Origin of the sequence: Burkholderia sp. BCC0322 (genome assembly GCF_902833045.1) — a bacterium.
Classification (GTDB): Bacteria; Pseudomonadota; Gammaproteobacteria; order Burkholderiales; family Burkholderiaceae; genus Burkholderia.
The window spans coordinates 237090-254545 of sequence record NZ_CADFDU010000008.1 but is presented as its reverse complement, the minus strand read 5'-3'; the positions used below and the strand labels follow the sequence as shown (position 1 = coordinate 254545).

General features: G+C 63.4%; 12 protein-coding genes. 6 read left to right on the top strand and 6 right to left on the bottom strand.

Annotated features, from left to right (window positions below):
- The 4 genes from HWX39_RS23160 to HWX39_RS23145 all read right to left on the bottom strand — a co-directional run bounded on the left by HWX39_RS23160 (position 1) and on the right by HWX39_RS23145 (position 4931).
- Positions 1-1560 carry a DHA2 family efflux MFS transporter permease subunit gene (locus HWX39_RS23160; protein ID WP_175970147.1) on the bottom strand — a complete coding sequence of 520 codons (1560 nt, stop codon included), beginning with the start codon at positions 1558-1560 and terminating at the stop codon, positions 1-3.
- A 28-nt stretch (positions 1561-1588) separates the two neighbouring features.
- Positions 1589-2803 carry an HlyD family efflux transporter periplasmic adaptor subunit gene (locus HWX39_RS23155; protein WP_175970146.1) on the bottom strand — a complete coding sequence of 405 codons (1215 nt, stop codon included), beginning with the start codon at positions 2801-2803 and terminating at the stop codon, positions 1589-1591.
- A 52-nt stretch (positions 2804-2855) separates the two neighbouring features.
- Positions 2856-4352, bottom strand: coding sequence for an efflux transporter outer membrane subunit (locus HWX39_RS23150; RefSeq protein WP_175970145.1), 1497 nt, complete (start codon positions 4350-4352; stop codon positions 2856-2858).
- 87 nt (positions 4353-4439) lie between these two features.
- The gene (locus HWX39_RS23145) at positions 4440-4931 is read right to left on the bottom strand and encodes a MarR family transcriptional regulator (RefSeq protein WP_175970144.1); all 492 of its coding nucleotides are present in this window, start codon (positions 4929-4931) and stop codon (positions 4440-4442) included.
- Positions 4932-5260: 329 nt separating this feature from the next.
- Between HWX39_RS23145 and typA the strand changes: the two genes are divergently transcribed.
- From typA to HWX39_RS23115, 6 genes are all read left to right on the top strand, one after another.
- The gene (gene typA / locus HWX39_RS23140) at positions 5261-7087 is read left to right on the top strand and encodes a translational GTPase TypA (protein WP_175970143.1); all 1827 of its coding nucleotides are present in this window, start codon (positions 5261-5263) and stop codon (positions 7085-7087) included.
- A gap of 318 nt (positions 7088-7405) precedes the next feature.
- Positions 7406-10270, top strand: a complete 2865-nt coding sequence (locus tag HWX39_RS23135) for a 2-oxoglutarate dehydrogenase E1 component (RefSeq protein ID WP_175952946.1) — start codon at positions 7406-7408, stop codon at positions 10268-10270.
- A 135-nt stretch (positions 10271-10405) separates the two neighbouring features.
- Positions 10406-11680, top strand: a complete 1275-nt coding sequence (gene odhB / locus HWX39_RS23130; RefSeq protein ID WP_175970142.1) for a 2-oxoglutarate dehydrogenase complex dihydrolipoyllysine-residue succinyltransferase — start codon at positions 10406-10408, stop codon at positions 11678-11680.
- Positions 11681-11763: 83 nt separating this feature from the next.
- Positions 11764-13194 carry a dihydrolipoyl dehydrogenase gene (gene lpdA / locus HWX39_RS23125; RefSeq protein ID WP_175970141.1) on the top strand — a complete coding sequence of 477 codons (1431 nt, stop codon included), beginning with the start codon at positions 11764-11766 and terminating at the stop codon, positions 13192-13194.
- A 98-nt stretch (positions 13195-13292) separates the two neighbouring features.
- The gene (gene zapE, locus HWX39_RS23120; RefSeq protein ID WP_175970140.1) at positions 13293-14390 is read left to right on the top strand and encodes a cell division protein ZapE; all 1098 of its coding nucleotides are present in this window, start codon (positions 13293-13295) and stop codon (positions 14388-14390) included.
- 144 nt (positions 14391-14534) lie between these two features.
- A complete protein-coding gene (locus HWX39_RS23115; protein WP_175970139.1) occupies positions 14535-14945 on the top strand; it encodes a transposase in 411 nt (136 codons plus the stop codon).
- Positions 14946-15048: 103 nt separating this feature from the next.
- On the opposite strand, the gene HWX39_RS23110 is transcribed toward HWX39_RS23115, so the two are convergent.
- Together HWX39_RS23110 and HWX39_RS23105 are read right to left on the bottom strand one after the other, a co-directional pair.
- On the bottom strand, positions 15049-15510 hold the full coding sequence (locus HWX39_RS23110) for a DUF2147 domain-containing protein (protein ID WP_175970138.1): 462 nt from the start codon (positions 15508-15510) through the stop codon (positions 15049-15051).
- Positions 15511-15676: 166 nt separating this feature from the next.
- On the bottom strand, positions 15677-17362 hold the full coding sequence (locus tag HWX39_RS23105) for a ShlB/FhaC/HecB family hemolysin secretion/activation protein (protein ID WP_175970137.1): 1686 nt from the start codon (positions 17360-17362) through the stop codon (positions 15677-15679).
- Positions 17363-17456: the final 94 nt, after the last annotated feature.

Here is a 17456-nt window from a genome sequence, read left to right as displayed (position 1 = left end):
TCAGTGTGCAGCCGATGCCGCGGCACCTGCATCGCCACCACCGGAGCGCTCGGGCTTCGTGATCCAGATCAGCCCGATCAGCAGCACGAAGATCGCTGCCGAGATGTAGAACAGGTCGTTCACGCCGAGCTGCGCGGCCTGCTGCGTGGCCATGTTGTTGATCAGCCCGTGCGCCTGGTCCGGCGTCAGCCCGAGGTTGCCCATCTGCGTGACGGCCTGGTTGAACGTCGGGTTGTAGACGTTCGCCTGCTCGACCAGTTGCGCGTGATGGAAGTTGTTGCGATGGTCCCAGGCCGTCTGGAAGATCGATGTGCCGATACCGCCGCACATGATCCGCACGAAGTTCGACAGGCCCGATGCCGCAGGGATGCGATGGCCGGGCAGGCCGGACAACGTAATCGACACCAGCGGGATGAAGAAGCCGGCCATCGCGATGCCCTGCACGAGCGTCGGCAGCGTCAGCGACCATTCGTCGACACCCGTCGTGTAGCGCGACCGCATCCAGAAGCACAGCGCAAACGTCAGGAACGACGCCGTCGAGATAAAGCGCGGATCGGTGCGCGGCAGATACTTCCCGGTGAGCGGGGACAGCAGGATGGCGAACAGCCCGACCGGCGCCATCACGAGACCGGCGTCGGTCGCGGTGTAGCCGATCTGCGTCTGCAGCCACAGCGGCAACAGCACGAGGTTGCCGAAGTACAGGCCGTACCCGATCGACAACGCAACCGTGCCGCCGGTGAAGTTCCGCATGCGGAACAGCGACAGGTCGACAACCGGATGCTCGGCGGTCAATTCCCAGATGACGAAGAACGCGAACGCGATGACGGCAGTCAGTGCGAGCACGATGATGGTCGTCGACGCGAACCAGTCGAGATCCTTGCCCTTGTCGAGCATGATCTGCAGCGAGCCGACCCAGACGACCAGCAGCGCGAGGCCTACGCCATCGATCGGCGCGCGGCGCACGGCCGACTCCCGATTGCGGTAGATCGCCCACGTCGCGGCGGCGGCGGCGATGCCGACCGGGATGTTGACGTAGAAGATCCACGGCCACGAGTAGTTGTCCGAGATCCAGCCGCCGAGAATCGGGCCGGCAACGGGCGCGATCAGCGTCGTCATCGCCCATAACGCGAGCGCCATCGGCGCCTTGGCGCGCGGATAGCTCGACAGCAGGAGCGCCTGCGACAGCGGAATCATCGGGCCTGCGACCGCGCCTTGCAGCACGCGCGACGCAAGCAGGAACGGCAGGGTGGGCGAGAGCCCGCACATCCACGACGAAATCACGAACAGGATGATCGACGCGAGGAACAGGCGCACCTGCCCGAAGCGGTCGGTCAGCCAGCCGGTCAGCGGCACCGAGATTGCGTTCGCGACCGCGAACGACGTGATGACCCACGTGCCCTGGTCGGACGACACGCCGAGGTCGCCCGAGATGGTCGGGATCGCGACGTTCGCGATGGACGTGTCGAGCACGTTCATGAACACCGCGAGCGATACCGCGATCGTTCCGATCACGAGTTGCCCGCCCTGCAAGGGCGGGTGAGAGACAGGAGCCTGTGCCATGTCGGTTGTTTTTCCGGAGTCGGAACGGTTACATCATCTTCGCGGCGGCATTCGACTTCGACGCAGCCGGCGCCGATGCGTTGCCGCCTGCGTTCTCTGCGACGATGCGGGCGATTTCGGCGTCAGCTTCGTCGCCGTACTTCGCGAACACGTTGGTCTCGTAGACGGTGTTCGGCGCGTTGACGAGCTGGTCGCCGCGTTCGTCCTTGATGTCCACGTCGACCTGCATCGACAGGCCGATGCGCAGCGGGTGCTTGTCGAGATCCTTCGGATCGAGTTCGATCCGTACCGGCAGGCGCTGCACGACCTTGATCCAGTTACCCGTCGCGTTCTGCGCCGGCAGCAGCGAGAACGCCGAGCCCGTACCGGCCGAGAAGCCGACCACCTTGCCGTGGTAGACCGCCGACGAGCCGTAGATGTCGGCCGTCAGTTCGACCGGCTGGCCGATGCGCATGTGCTTGAGCTGGACTTCCTTGAAGTTCGCATCGACCCACACCGCGTTCAGCGGCACCACCGACATCAGCGGCGTGCCCGGCGATACGCGCTGGCCGACCTGCACCGAGCGCTTCGCGACATAGCCGGTCACCGGCGCGGGCAGTACGTTGCGGGCGTTCGCAAGATACGCGTCGCGCACCTTCGCGGCCGCGGCGAGCACGTTCGGGTGCGAGGCGATCGTCGTGTTCGCGGTCAGCGCGCGATTCGATGCGAGCTGCTGCTGTGCGGCGTCGAGCGATGCCTGAGCGGCCTTCACGGCGTCGCGCGCGTGCGAGATTTCTTCCTGCGACACGGCGCCCGTCTGCGCGACGGCCAGGCGGCGACGCAGGTCGTCCTCGGCCTTCGACAGGTCGGACTGGCGCAGCGCGACTTGCGCGCGGTACTGGTCGTCGTTGACGAACAGGCCGCGCACCTGGCGCACCGTTTGCGCGAGATTGGCCTCGGCCTGCTGCAGCGCGACCTGCGAATCGGCCGGGTCGAGCACGACGAGCGGATCGCCGGCCTTGACCGTCTGCGTGTCGTCGGCCTTCACCGCGATCACGGTGCCGGTGACCTGCGGCGTGATCTGCACGACGTTGCCGTTCACGTACGCGTCGTCGGTCCCTTCATGGAAGCGGGCGACGAGGAAGTAGTACAGGCCATACGCGATGGCCGCGATTACGATGACCGCGACGAGCAGCGTCATCATCCGTTTGCGCTTGCCGTTGTTCTGCGGCTGCGCGCTGGCGGCGTTTTGTTGGTCGCTCATGGCGATTTTCTCCGTCCGTTATTTCGAGTGTCTGCGTAGTGGTGGCGCCGGATCAGTTGGCGGCCTGTTTTGTCGGCTTGTCGGCGTCGGGTGCGGCGAGCGGCGTGCCGGTCGCGTCGAACCCGCCACCCAGCGCCTTGATCAGCGCGAGCTGCATGTCGCGGCGGCGCATCTTCAGGTTGGTCACCGTCTGCTCCGATGCGAGGCGGTTGCTGTCCGCGGTCAGCACCTGCAACTGCGGCGACAGGCCGGCCTTGTAGCGGATGACTGCGAGGTCGTAGGCGCGCGTCGATGCGTCGAGTGCGCGTTGCGCATCGCCCATCTGGCGATCGATCGCGCGGATCGATGCGACCTGCGTCGCGACGTCGTTCAGCGCATTGATCAGCGTCTGGTTGTAGTTCGCCACCGACAGGTCGAAGTCCGCGTAACGGCCCTTGAGCTGCGCGCGCAGCGCGCCGGCATCGAAAATCGGCAGGTGGATCGCCGGGCCGAACTGCGCCTGGCGGCTCGCGAAGTTCAGGAATTTGCCCCAGCCGAACGCATCGAAGCCGAAGCCGGCCGCGAGGTTCACGTCGGGATAGAACTCGGCCTTCGCTTCCTTCACGTCGTGCATCGCGGCTTCGACCTGCCAACGCGCGGCGACGATGTCGGGGCGGCGCGAGACGAGATCGGCCGGCAGGTTGCCGGGCAGCGCCACTTCGCCGCTCGGGTTCAGCACGGGCGCCGCGATCTGCAGCCCGCGATCCGGACCCTTGCCGAGCAGCGCGGCGAGCTGGTAGCGCACCGTCGTGATCTGGCCGTCGAGATCCGACAGCGAAGCCTGGGTCGTGGCGATATTGCCGCGAGCCGTCTGGCGTTCGACGTTGGTGTCGAGGCCGGCCGACACACGGCCGTCGGTGATCTTGCCGACCGTCTCGCGGTTGGTGATCTCGCGTTGTGCGATATCGCGCAGCGCATAGAGTTGCGCGAGCGAGTTGTAGGTGCGTGCGACCGACGACGCGAGCGTGATGCGCGCCTGCTGCATGTCGGCTTCGGCCGCCTTTTCCTGCGATACGGCGGTATGCAGGCGTTCGCGGTTCTTGCCCCACAGGTCGAGTTCCCACGACGCGCTCGCGAGCGCATTGTTCTCGCTGTACCACTGGCCGCCGTACGGGGGCGGGAACAGCGCGTTCGACGAATACAGCTCGCGCGTCCACGAATAGCTGGCTTCCGCCTTCGGCATCAGGTTCGAACGCGACGATTCAATGTATGACGACGCCTTTGCGATGCGCGCCTGCGCCTGCGCGATCGACGGATTGCCCTGCAGGGCTTCGTCGATCAGCTTCGGCAGTTGCGGATCGCCGAACTGGCTGGCCCAGTCGAGCGCCGGCCACTGGCCGCCTTGGGCCGGCAGGCTCTGGGCGGATTCGAATTGCGACGCGGGGGCGATCTGCTTGTCGCTCTTGATGCCGATGTAGTTCGCGCAGCCCGCCAGCGCCAGTGCGGCGGCCGCGGCGGCGACGGCGGTGCGGCACGACCTGGCGCGCACGGACAACGGGGAGGATTTCATCGCGCTGATCCCTGACTCGGAATGAATGATGGACACTGCAAGGATTTCCTTACATTAATCTGTCAAAAGTAATTGTTATGGCAACTATTACGTGATGCTGCCGCCGGCAGTCTCGCAGTAGTTGCTGAGAATGCGGCGCAGCATGCTCTTCAGGAACCCGACTTCTTCCGGCGTAAACCCGTCCAGCACCTGGTCGAGCACACTGCGGAAAATCGGCGGCAGCCGTTCGGCGAGCGCACGGCCTTCGTCGGTCAGCTCGAGGCGCACGACACGCCGATCCTCGATGCTGCGGACGCGAGACAGCAGGCCGCGTTTCTCGACCCGGTCGAGCAGGCGCGTGACCGCGCTCGCGTCGATCCCGTATTCGCGCGCGAGCTCGGCGGCCGTCGAGCACTTGCCGACCGCGATCATGAACAGCATGCTCGCCTGCGTGCCTGTGATGCCGAGCTCTTCCTGCGTGCGTTGCGTGACGAGGTTGGTCATCACCGACTTCACACGCGACATCAGATAACCGACGCTGTCGTTCATCTGATATGAGGACAGCGGCGAAACAGGTGGTGGGGTAGAAGAATCCGACATAAAACCCTGAAGCTGCAATAGTTGACTAGGCAGTAGTATAGGCACAGTTGCTTGCCGCGGCAAATGTTAATCGAACGGCAAAGGGCGCGCTTTACGTCACACAAATCCCTTGTCCCCGTAAGGGTTTTGGGCCCGCCGGTGACGTAGGCCATCGATTGATGGGCATGTCCGGGAGGAGGGCGAGCCGGCCGGCTTTTGTTGCGTCGCAACGTACCCGTCAGCTCTCGACATTCGCACGTGCTATAATTTGTGGCTTTCCAAGCTGCAATGCGCGCGCCCGTGAAAAACGAGCGGGCGCTTTTGCGCGTTCAAACGATTTCCAGGTTTCTATGACCCGCGCCCTTCGCAATATCGCCATCATCGCCCACGTCGACCACGGCAAGACCACGCTCGTCGACCAACTGCTTCGCCAGTCCGGCACCTTCCGCGAGAACCAGCAGATTGCGGAGCGGGTGATGGATTCGAACGACATCGAAAAAGAGCGCGGGATCACGATTCTCGCGAAGAACTGCGCGGTCGAGTACGAAGGCACGCACATCAACATCGTCGACACGCCGGGGCACGCGGACTTCGGTGGCGAGGTGGAGCGCGTGCTGTCGATGGTCGACTCGGTGCTGCTGCTGGTCGACGCGGTCGAGGGCCCGATGCCGCAGACGCGCTTCGTCACGAAGAAGGCGCTCGCGCTCGGCCTGAAGCCGATCGTCATCATCAACAAGATCGACCGTCCGGGTGCGCGGATCGACTGGGTCATCAACCAGACCTTCGACCTGTTCGACAAGCTCGGTGCAACCGAAGAGCAGCTCGACTTCCCGATCGTCTACGCATCGGGCCTGAACGGCTATGCGTCGCTCGACCCGGCTGCGCGCGAAGGCGACATGCGCCCGCTGTTCGAGGCGATCCTCGAGCACGTGCCGGTCCGTCCGGCGGATCCGGATGCGCCGCTGCAGCTGCAGATCACGTCGCTCGACTATTCGACGTATGTCGGCCGGATCGGCGTCGGCCGGATCACGCGCGGCCGCATCAAGCCGGGCCAGCCGGTCGCGATGCGCTTCGGCCCGGAAGGCGAAGTGCTGAACCGCAAGATCAACCAGGTGCTGTCGTTCACGGGCCTCGAGCGCGTTCAGGTCGAGTCGGCCGAAGCGGGCGACATCGTGCTGATCAACGGTATTGAAGACGTCGGCATCGGCGCAACGATCTGCGCGGTGGATACGCCGGAAGCGTTGCCGATGATCACCGTCGACGAGCCGACGCTGACGATGAACTTCCTCGTCAACTCGTCGCCGCTCGCCGGCCGCGAAGGCAAGTTCGTCACGAGCCGCCAGATCCGCGACCGCCTGATGAAGGAACTGAACCACAACGTTGCGCTGCGCGTGAAAGACACCGGCGACGAAACGGTGTTCGAAGTGTCGGGCCGTGGCGAACTGCACCTGACGATTCTCGTCGAGAACATGCGTCGTGAAGGCTACGAGCTTGCCGTGTCGCGTCCGCGCGTCGTGATGCAGGAAATCGACGGTGTGCGGCACGAGCCGTACGAGCTGCTGACCGTCGACGTCGAGGACGAGCATCAGGGCGGCGTGATGGAAGAGCTCGGTCGCCGCAAGGGCGAGATGCTCGACATGGCGTCGGATGGCCGCGGCCGCACGCGTCTGGAGTACAAGATCTCGGCGCGTGGCCTGATCGGCTTCCAGAGCGAATTCCTGACGCTCACGCGCGGCACGGGCCTGATGAGCCACATCTTCGACTCGTACGCTCCGGTCAAGGACGGTTCGGTGTTCGAGCGCCGCAACGGTGTGCTGATCTCGCAGGACGACGGCGCTGCCGTGGCCTACGCATTGTGGAAGCTGCAGGATCGTGGCCGCATGTTCGTGAAGCCGGGTGACGCGCTCTATGAGGGCATGATCATCGGTATCCACAGCCGCGACAACGACCTCGTCGTGAACCCGATCAAGGGCAAGCAGCTGACCAACGTGCGTGCGTCGGGTACCGACGAAGCCGTGCGCCTCGTGCCGCCGGTCCAGATGTCGCTCGAGTACGCAGTCGAATTCATCGACGACGACGAGCTCGTCGAAGTGACGCCGCAGTCGATCCGCCTGCGCAAGCGCTTCCTGAAGGAGCACGAGCGTCGCCGCGCGAGCCGCGAAGGCGCGATCGACTAAGCGTTTCGTCCGTTCGCTGCATCACGGGAAAGGCTGCCTGCGGGCAGCCTTTTTCGCATCTGCGCAGTGCGCAATCGGGGTGTCTGCAAAACACTGTTCCTGCGGGTCGTGGCAATCCGGCAAAACCCCGTCGCGCGGTGCTTTCAGGCACATTTCGCCGTGAACTTCGGTATCGGTTCTGTGATATGCTGCGCGCACGCAAGTTTTAGGTCCTTCCAAGCAAGACTTGATTCGCAATCCGCTAAACGGTCAGGCCGTGTCGCGGAAGGTTGAGCAACCCGCTATTTCTCGAGAAGCTCGAAGAAAGGTGAGCGTAAAATGTCAGATGTAATGAAGCAGTTTCAGCTGAACTCCTATCTGTTCGGCGGCAATGCTTCGTACGTTGAAGAACTGTACGATGCATACCTCAACAATCCGGCATCGGTGCCGGAGAACTGGCGAGAGTATTTCGACGCGCTGCAGAATGTCCCTGCAACCGACGGTTCGAATGCCAACGACGTCGCCCATTTCCCGATCGTCGAATCGTTCGCCGAGCGTGCGAAGGCCAATGCCTTCATCCCGCGCGAAAGCACCACCAATCTGGCTGCGGCACGCAAGCAAGTGCACGTCCAGTCCCTCATCAGCGCCTATCGCTTCCTCGGCTCGCAATGGGCCAATCTGGATCCTCTGAAGCGTCGCGAACGTCCCGCCATTCCCGAGCTCGAACCCGCGTTCTACGATTTCTCCGAAGGCGACCTCGACCAGACGTACAGCGCAAGCAACCTGTACTTCGGTTTCGACCAGGCTTCGCTGCGCGACATCGTCAAGGGTCTGCGCGACACGTACTGCGGCACGATCGGCGCCGAATACATGTACATCAGCGACCCGGAACAGAAGCGCTGGTGGCAGGAGCGACTGGAGTCGATCCGCGCGACGCCGAATTTCTCGGCAGACGAGAAGAAGCACATCCTGAATCGCCTGACGGCCGCTGAAGGCCTCGAGCGCTACCTGCATACCAAGTACGTCGGCCAGAAGCGCTTCTCGCTCGAAGGCGGCGAAAGCTTCATCGCGGCGATGGACGAAGTCGTCCAGCACTCGGGCAAGCGCGGCGTGCAGGAAATCATCATCGGCATGGCCCACCGTGGCCGTCTCAACGTGCTGGTCAATACGCTGGGCAAGATGCCGGCCGACCTGTTCGCCGAATTCGAAGGCAAGCACGTCGACGACCTGCCGGCCGGTGACGTGAAGTACCACAAGGGCTTCTCGTCGGACGTGTCGACGGAAGGCGGCCCGGTCCACCTGTCGCTCGCGTTCAACCCGTCGCACCTCGAAATCGTGAACCCGGTGGTCGAAGGTTCGGCGAAGGCGCGGATGGATCGTCGCGGCGACGAAGACGGCCTGCAAGTGCTGCCGGTGCAGATCCACGGCGACGCGGCCTTCGCTGGCCAGGGCGTCGTGATGGAAACGCTGAACCTCGCGCAGACGCGCGGCTACGGCACGCACGGCACGCTGCATATCGTCATCAACAACCAGATCGGCTTCACGACGTCCGACCCGCGCGATGCGCGCTCGACGCTGTACTGTACCGACGTCGTCAAGATGATCGAGGCGCCGGTGCTGCACGTGAACGGCGACGATCCGGAAGCCGTCGTGCTCGCGATCCAGATCGCGATCGACTACCGGATGCAGTTCCACAAGGATGTCGTGATCGACATCGTCTGCTTCCGCAAGCTGGGCCACAACGAGCAGGACACGCCGGCGGTCACGCAGCCGCTGATGTACAAGAAGATCGCGCAGCACCCGGGCACCCGTGCGCTGTACGCCGAGAAGCTCGTGCAGCAGGGCGTGATCACCGCGGAAGACGCCGACAACTACGTGAAGGCGTACCGCAAGGCGATGGACGACGGCCACCACACGGTCGATCCGGTCCTGTCGAACTACAAGAGCAAGTACGCAGTTGACTGGGTTCCGTTCCTGAACCGCAAGTGGACGGATGCAGCCGATACGGCCGTGCCGCTCGCAGAGCTGAAGCGCCTCGGCGAACGCATCACGACGGTCCCGGAAAACTTCAAGGTCCACCCGCTCGTCGAGCGCGTGATCAACGACCGTCGCAACATGGCGCGTGGCGACCAGCCGCTCGACTGGGGCATGGGCGAACACCTCGCGTTCGCGTCGCTCGTCGCATCGGGTTACTCGGTGCGCCTGACGGGCCAGGACTCGGGCCGCGGCACGTTCACGCACCGTCACGCGGTGCTGCACGACCAGAACCGCGAGCGCTGGAACGACGGCACGTACGTGCCGCTGCAGAACATCGCTGATGGCCAGGCGAAGTTCACGGTGATCGACTCGGTGCTGTCGGAAGAAGCCGTGCTGGGCTTCGAATACGGTTACTCGACCGCCGAGCCGAACACGCTCGTGCTGTGGGAGGCGCAGTTCGGCGACTTCGTCAACGGCGCGCAGGTCGTGATCGACCAGTTCATCTCGTCGGGCGAAGTGAAGTGGGGCCGCGTGTCGGGTCTGACGATGCTGCTGCCGCACGGCTACGAAGGCCAGGGTCCGGAACACTCGTCGACGCGTATCGAGCGTTTCCTGCAACTGTGCGCGGATCACAACATGCAGGTCGTTCAACCGACGACGCCGGCGCAGATTTTCCACCTGCTGCGTCGCCAGATGATCCGCCTGTTCCGCAAGCCGCTGATCGTCGCTACGCCGAAGTCGCTGCTGCGTCACAAGGAAGCTGTGTCGGACCTGTCGGAACTCGCGAAGGGTTCGTTCCAGCCGGTGCTGGGCGAAACCGACGGCGGCATCGACGCGAAGAAGGTCAAGCGCGTGCTGGTGTGCTCGGGCCGCGTGTATTACGACCTCGTCGCACATCGCCGCGAAACGAAGGCGAACGACGTCGCGATCATCCGTATCGAGCAGCTGTATCCGTTCGCGCACAAGCAGTTCGAAGCCGAAATGAAGAAGTACGAGAACGCGACTGAAGTGGTCTGGGTGCAGGACGAGCCGCAGAACCAGGGCCCCTGGTTCTACGTCGAGCACCATCTGAAGGAAGGCATGAAGGAAGGGCAGAAGCTGGCATACAGCGGCCGTCCGGCTTCGGCCTCGCCGGCGGTTGGCTACTACGCGAAGCACTACGAGCAGCAGAAGGCCCTCATCGAAGGTGCGTTCGGCCGCCTGAAGAGCGCATCGATCGCGAAATAACCGACGGAAGCGAAACGGGAAGGCGCCATGCGCTTTCCCGTCTCTTTTGGCCTGCCGGGCGCGTTGCGCGCCGCACTGGCTGAAGGAATCGCACGAACCTCGTCATACCCCAGATTAAGCATCCAGGAAAATCACATGGCTATCGTAGAAGTCAAAGTCCCCCAGCTTTCGGAGTCGGTTTCGGAAGCCACCATGCTGCAGTGGAAGAAGAAGCCGGGCGAAGCAGTTGCTCAAGACGAAATCCTGATCGAACTCGAGACCGACAAGGTCGTGCTCGAAGTGCCGGCGCCGGCCGCGGGCGTGCTCGCGCAAGTGCTGCAGAACGACGGCGACACGGTGGTTGCCGATCAACTGATCGCAACGATCGACACTGAAGCGAAGGCAGGTGCGGCCGAAGCTGCGGCGGGCGCCGCCGAAGTCAAGCCGGCGGCAGCACCTGCTGCAGCCGCGCCGGCAGCGCAGCCGGTCGCCGCTGCGGCATCGTCGGCGACCGCATCGCCGGCCGCATCGAAGCTGCTGGCCGAGAAGGGCCTGTCGGCGGGCGACGTCGCAGGTTCGGGCCGCGACGGCCGCGTCACGAAGGGCGACGCGCTGGCAGCAGGCAGCGCAACGAAGGCCGCTCCGGCTGCCGCACCGGCCAAGACGGCCGCTGCGAAGCCGTCGCTGCCGGAAGTGAAGGTGCCGGCATCGGCTGCGACCTGGCTGAACGACCGTCCGGAACAACGCGTGCCGATGTCGCGCCTGCGTGCGCGTATTGCCGAGCGTCTGCTCGAGTCGCAGCAGACCAACGCGATCCTGACGACGTTCAACGAAGTGAACATGGCCCCGGTCATGGAGCTGCGTAACAAGTACAAGGACAAGTTCGAGAAAGAGCATGGCGTGAAGCTCGGTTTCATGTCGTTCTTCGTGAAGGCGGCTGTCCACGCACTGAAGAAGTTCCCGCTCGTGAACGCGTCGATCGACGGTAACGACATCGTCTACCACGGCTACTTCGACATCGGTATCGCTGTCGGCTCGCCGCGCGGCCTCGTCGTGCCGATCCTGCGCAATGCGGATCAACTGAGCCTCGCCGAAATCGAAAAGAAGATCGCCGAGTTCGGCCAGAAGGCGAAGGACGGCAAGCTGTCGATCGAGGAAATGACGGGCGGTACGTTCTCGATCTCGAACGGCGGCGTGTTCGGCTCGATGCTGTCGACCCCGATCATCAACCCGCCGCAGTCGGCGATCCTCGGCGTGCACGCGACGAAGGAGCGTCCGGTCGTCGAAAACGGCCAGATCGTGATCCGTCCGATCAACTACCTCGCGCTGTCGTACGACCACCGCATCATCGACGGCCGCGAAGCCGTGCTGTCGCTTGTCGCGATGAAGGATGCGCTGGAAGATCCGGCACGCCTGCTGCTCGACCTGTAAGCCGAGTTTCACCGCATTGACCCGCATCGCACGGGCGCGCGACACGCGCTGCCCGTGCGGTTGCACAAGAAGAAAGGATTGTCATGTCCAAGGAATTTGACGTCGTCGTGATCGGCGCCGGCCCCGGCGGCTACATCGCCGCGATCCGCGCCGCGCAGCTCGGCAAGACCGTTGCGTGTATCGAGAAGTGGAAGAACCCGGCCGGCGCGCTGAAGCTCGGCGGCACGTGCCTGAACGTCGGCTGCATCCCGTCGAAGGCGCTGCTCGCGTCGTCGGAAGAGTTCGAGAACACGTCGCACCACCTGGCCGACCACGGCATCACGGTTGACGGCGTGAAGATCGACGTTGCGAAGATGCTCGGCCGCAAGGACGCGATCGTCGAGAAGATGACGAGCGGGATCGAGTTCCTGTTCAAGAAGAACAAGATCACCTGGCTGAAGGGCCATGGCAAGTTCACCGGCAAGACCGACGCCGGCGTGCAGATCGAAGTGAGCGGCGAGGGTGAAACCGAAGTCGTCACCGCGAAGAACGTGATCATCGCGACGGGCTCGAAGGCGCGTCACCTGCCGGGCATCCCGGTCGACAACAAGATCGTGTCGGACAACGAAGGTGCGCTGACGTTCGACGCGGTGCCGAAGAAGCTCGCCGTGATCGGTGCCGGCGTGATCGGCCTCGAACTCGGTTCGGTGTGGCGTCGCCTGGGTGCCGAAGTGACGGTGCTCGAAGCGCTGCCGGCATTCCTCGGCGCTGCTGACGAAGCGCTCGCGAAGGAAGCGGCCAAACTGTTCAAGAAGCAGGGCCTCGACATCCATCTCGGCGTGAAGATCGGCGAAGTGAAGACGACCGCGAACGGCGTGTCGATCGCCTACACGGACAAGGACGGCAACGCGCAGACGCTCGACGCCGACCGCCTGATCGTGTCGGTCGGCCGCGTGCCGAACACCGACAACCTCGGCCTCGAGGCGATCGGCCTGAAGGCGAACGAACGCGGCTTCATCGACGTGGACGACCACTGCCGCACGGCGGTGCCGAACGTGTACGCGATCGGCGACGTGGTGCGTGGCCCGATGCTCGCGCACAAGGCGGAAGACGAAGGCGTGCTGGTCGCGGAAGTGATCGACGGCCAGAAGCCGCACATCGACTACAACTGCATTCCGTGGGTGATCTACACGTACCCGGAAATCGCGTGGGTCGGCAAGACGGAGCAGCAGCTGAAGGCGGAAGGCCGCGAGATCAAGACGGGCAAGTTCCCGTTCTCGATCAACGGCCGCGCGCTCGGCATGAACGCACCGGACGGTTTCGTGAAGATGATCGCGGACGCGAAGACCGACGAACTGCTCGGCGTGCATGTGATCGCGGCGAACGCGTCGGACCTGATCGCGGAAGCCGTGGTGGCGATGGAATTCAAGGCGGCGTCGGAAGACATCGCCCGTATCTGCCATCCGCACCCGTCGATGTCGGAAGTGATGCGCGAAGCGGCGCTCGCCGTCGACAAACGTTCGCTGAACAGCTGAGCGCGGTATAGCGCCGGCCGGCCATCGGCCGGTGCAGCCGTCTCATGACGAGGGCGGGCGGGGTTACCCGTCCGCCTTCGTTTTTTCCGGTTTGCCCGATGAACGTCACCGAATACTACACGCGCGAACTGACCACGCGCGGCTATCAGTCCGATCCCGCGCAGCGCGCGGCCGTCGATCGCCTGCAGCTCTGTTTCGACGAGTGGGTCGAGTACAAGGCGCGCCGCTCGAACGCATTCAAGAAGCTCATCAATCATCCCGACCTCCCGCGCGGTGTCTACATGTGGGGCGGCGTCGGTCGCGGCAAGAGCTTCCTGATGGACAGCTTCTACGCGGTCGTGCCCGTGCAGCGCAAGACGCGCCTGCATTTTCACGAATTCATGCGCGAAGTGCATCGCGAGCTCGAGGAATTGAAAGGGCAGGCCGATCCGCTCGACGAACTCGCACGGCGCATCGCGAAGCGCTACCGGCTGATCTGCTTCGACGAGTTCCACGTGTCGGATATTGCCGATGCGATGATCCTTTATCGTCTGCTCGACCGCCTGTTCAACAACGGCGTGCAGTTCGTGATGACGTCCAACTACGATCCCGACGACCTGTATCCGGACGGCCTGCATCGTGACCGCATGCTGCCGGCGATCGCGCTGATCAAGTCCAAGCTCGACGTGCTCAACGTCGATGCGGGCGTCGATTATCGCCAGCGCACGCTTGCGCAGGTGAAGATGTATCACACGCCGCTCGGTGCGGATGCCGATCGCGAATTGCGGCATGCGTTCCAGAAGCTTGCTGCGGTTCCCGACGAAAGCCCGCTCCTGCATATCGAGAAGCGCGAACTGAAGGCGCTGCGCAAGGCGGACGGCGTCGTATGGTTCGACTTCGCGACGCTGTGCGGCGGCCCGCGCTCGCAGAACGACTATCTCGAGCTCGCAAGCCGCTTCCACGCGATCGTACTGTCCGAGGTGCCGCAGATGTCGCCGCGGATGGCGTCCGAGGCGCGCCGCTTCACGTGGCTCATCGACGTGCTGTACGACCACAAGGTCAAGCTGCTGATGTCTGCAGCGGTGCCGGCGGAGCAGTTGTACGTCGAAGGCCCGATGGCCAACGAATTTGCACGTACGGTGTCGCGAATCGTCGAGATGCAGTCGAAGGAATATATCGAAACGCCGCGCCGCATCGTCGATACGTCGCTGACCTGAGTGCGATTCCCGGCAACGGCCGGGATTCAAACGTCAATTCCGGTCAAATTCAGGTAATCTCGGGGTATTTTCGGATTTGTCTTATATTCATTGTTGAGGTGAGCCGATATCGTTGTGTCATGGTTACTAAGGCTGGAGAGATCCATGACACCGTATCGCGATCTGACCGAACACGAGTGGCGCTGCGTCGCGCCGCTTCTGCCCGAAATGCAGCCGCGCACCGAGTTGCGCGGCCGTCCGTTGGCCAATACGCGTGCCGTCCTGAACGGCGTGCTCTGGGTGATCTACAGTGGCGCAACGTGGTCGGCCATGCCGCGCCGTTACCCTTCGTACCAAACTTGCCATCGACGCTTCAAGGTCTGGCACGAGACAGGTACGTTGATGAGTATCATGCGTGAACTCTATGGCGACGCAGGCGTCAATCTGTGCAATGAATTGTCCACGCGAATGCGCAAGCACACGCAATCGAAAGCGGCGGAAGCGCGCAGCAATGTGGCGCCTGTGTATCGCGCACCTGGCAGCTATGCATCAGATACGCTGAAACATGCAGCGTGATGTCCGCGGGTTCCAGTTTTGCGCGCATCAAAACAAAATCGGCCTGACGACTTCGTCGCAGGCCGATTTTTTCATTGAGCCGCGCGTTTAAGCGCGAGTCGCATTATTGCTGGCGAACCCAGGTCTGCGAACGACCGAGCAGCGACACGCCGATGTAACCGCGCACCACGAGTTTCTGGCCGCCGTCTTCAAGCGTCATCTTGCACTTGTAGACCTTGCCGTTCTCCGGGTCGAGAATGTTGCCGCCGTCCCAGTGGTCGCCATCCTTCTTCATTGCCTTGATGATCGTCATGCCCTTGATGAGCTGATCCTTGCGCTCGTCCGTGCAGGCGGTGCAGCGGCGATCAGGCGTATCGTTCGCGCCGAGGCCCTTGACGACCTTGCCGGTCAGCGCACCGTCGCCGTCCTCGGCGATCTGCACGAGTGCCTTCGGCTGATGCGTGTTGTCGTCGATCGTCTGCCACATGCCGATGGGGCTGTCTGCTTGTGCGAACGTGGGGGCAGCGCAAGCGAGCAGTACGCCGGCGACGGCGATTGCACGAAACGGGCGGGTCAGTTGAATCATTGTCGTCCTCCTTGTTTTGCATGTCGTGTTCGATTTGCCCGCACGACCGTCTGCATGGGGCGGGCATGTTGCGAGCTGTGCCAGAATACGTGAAACAGCGCGCCACGTTTGATAGAGGGGACTCTAATCGAAACAGCCCGCGTGGCGCGGGCTGTTCGGTGACCGTTCAGTTGAGCTGATACGAGAATGCGGCGTTGATGCGCGGGCTGCGTGACGCGCTTTCGACGGGCGCGTCACCCACCGGCTTCGCGACGTTCAGGTCGAGGCTGTAGAAGCGGCTGTCGGTGAAACGCACGCCAATGCCGACCGATGACATGCGATTCGGCGACGGTGTACCCGCGTGCAGGTACACACGGGCCATATCGTAGGCGATGTACGGCGTAACGGACTTCATATACGTCCAGCCCGGCGTGAAGCCGCGGTTGACCTCCAACGACATCCCCCATCCCGAGTCACCCGACGCTTCGCCCGGCTGATAGCCGAGCGCGTAACGCGTCGAGCCGAACGAGATCTGCTCGGACGTCGGCAGCGAGTCGGGGCTGTATTGCCCGGTTAGCGAGACCGACGTGCCGATCCGGAACGGCCACTCGTTGGTTTGCGTGAAGGTCGCGCCGGTGCGGACGAAGGTCAGCGATGTCGGGTCGGCGTACGTAATCGTCGAGCCGTTCACCTGGGCGACCTGCGATTTCGACGCGCCGAGAATGTCGAACGCCTTGGCCACATTGACGCTCAATTTTCGTACCTGTTTCGGCTGGACGTTCGTGTAGTCGAGCTGCAGTTGCAGCACGCGAACCTGCGACCGGTTCTCGAGCGTCGCGCCGTTGATCTGGTTCTGGTAGTTGTCCTCGTTGTGCGCCGCGTAGCCCGACACCGTGCCGAGCAGGCTGCGCTGGTTGTTCAGCAATATCGGATAGGATGCCGAAAGACCCAGCTTCTCGTTCTTGACCGTACGCTGCACGTATGACGGCAGCCCCGGGTTGTCGGTCGGCTTGCCGCGATAGGTGCTCGCGTCGAGGCGCGTGATCAGGCCGCTGCTGCCCACGGGTACCGCGCCGCTGAATGCGAAATAAGTCTGCTTGTCGCGCCCCGGCGGCGCCAGCGCGGAAATGCTCAGTTGCTCGCCGAACGACGTGAGGCCGTTTTCCGTGGCGGTGATGAGGCCCTGGACGCCCGGGTGGTTGAAGTCGATACCGGTGCTGACGTTGAACGGCTTGCGGTCGACCGCGAGCTCGAGCGTCGTGGCACCGTCGGTGGTTTGCGGCGGCGGTACGTTCGCCTTTACCGTGAGGCCGGGCAACAGGCCGAACGTGTTCACGTAGCGTTCGAACGTCGCGCGGCGCAGCGGGCGATCGGCAGTGATATGTGCGGCGATCGCACGAATCTTCGGTTCCATCGCACCAGGCTTGCCGGTGACCTTGACGTCCGATACATAGCCTTCGACAACCGTGATGCGCACGACGCCGTTCTCGAACGTCTGCGCGGGAACGAACGCGAACGACAGCGCGTAGCCGCGATCCTGGTACAGCTTCGTCACGCCGTTGGCCGTTTCGATCAATTCGCCGATCGTGATGTCCTTGCCGACGAGAGGGGTGAAGCGACGCGAGATTTCCTCGAACGGAACGGACTTCACGCCTTCGACCTGGAACGTCGTCGGTGTCAGGTGGCGCGACAACAACTCCTGCAATTGGGGTGCTTGCGGTGCGACCTGCACGGTCACGCTCGGGCCGGTTTTCGGCGCGTTGATCTGCGGTAGGGAATCGAGCGGGTTACCTCCGACGCGTGTTTGTGCATGTGCCGTGCCTGCTGCCGCGATGGCGAGCATCATCATCCATCTGTCGAGTCTGGATTTCATTGTTCTTCCTCGTAGGCCTTGCTCTTCGTCTTCTTTGTAATGCCGGCGCGCGACACCAGGGTGCCGCGCGCCGCGTGCCGCAATGCCGGTTGTA

Bases quoted from the DNA above. Each gene is read 5' to 3' on its own strand.
- HWX39_RS23145 (WP_175970144.1), bottom strand. From the start codon at position 4,931: ATGTCGGATTCTTCTACCCCACCACCTGTTTCGCCGCTGTCCTCATAT.
- HWX39_RS23135 (WP_175952946.1), top strand. From the start codon at position 7,406: ATGTCAGATGTAATGAAGCAGTTTCAGCTGAACTCCTATCTGTTCGGC.
- HWX39_RS23105 (WP_175970137.1), bottom strand. From the start codon at position 17,362: ATGAAATCCAGACTCGACAGATGGATGATGATGCTCGCCATCGCGGCA.
- HWX39_RS23150 (WP_175970145.1), bottom strand. From the start codon at position 4,352: ATGAAATCCTCCCCGTTGTCCGTGCGCGCCAGGTCGTGCCGCACCGCC.
- HWX39_RS23155 (WP_175970146.1), bottom strand. From the start codon at position 2,803: ATGAGCGACCAACAAAACGCCGCCAGCGCGCAGCCGCAGAACAACGGC.
- typA (WP_175970143.1), top strand. From the start codon at position 5,261: ATGACCCGCGCCCTTCGCAATATCGCCATCATCGCCCACGTCGACCAC.
- odhB (WP_175970142.1), top strand. From the start codon at position 10,406: ATGGCTATCGTAGAAGTCAAAGTCCCCCAGCTTTCGGAGTCGGTTTCG.
- HWX39_RS23115 (WP_175970139.1), top strand. From the start codon at position 14,535: ATGACACCGTATCGCGATCTGACCGAACACGAGTGGCGCTGCGTCGCG.
- zapE (WP_175970140.1), top strand. From the start codon at position 13,293: ATGAACGTCACCGAATACTACACGCGCGAACTGACCACGCGCGGCTAT.
- HWX39_RS23110 (WP_175970138.1), bottom strand. From the start codon at position 15,510: ATGATTCAACTGACCCGCCCGTTTCGTGCAATCGCCGTCGCCGGCGTA.
- lpdA (WP_175970141.1), top strand. From the start codon at position 11,764: ATGTCCAAGGAATTTGACGTCGTCGTGATCGGCGCCGGCCCCGGCGGC.
- HWX39_RS23160 (WP_175970147.1), bottom strand. From the start codon at position 1,560: ATGGCACAGGCTCCTGTCTCTCACCCGCCCTTGCAGGGCGGGCAACTC.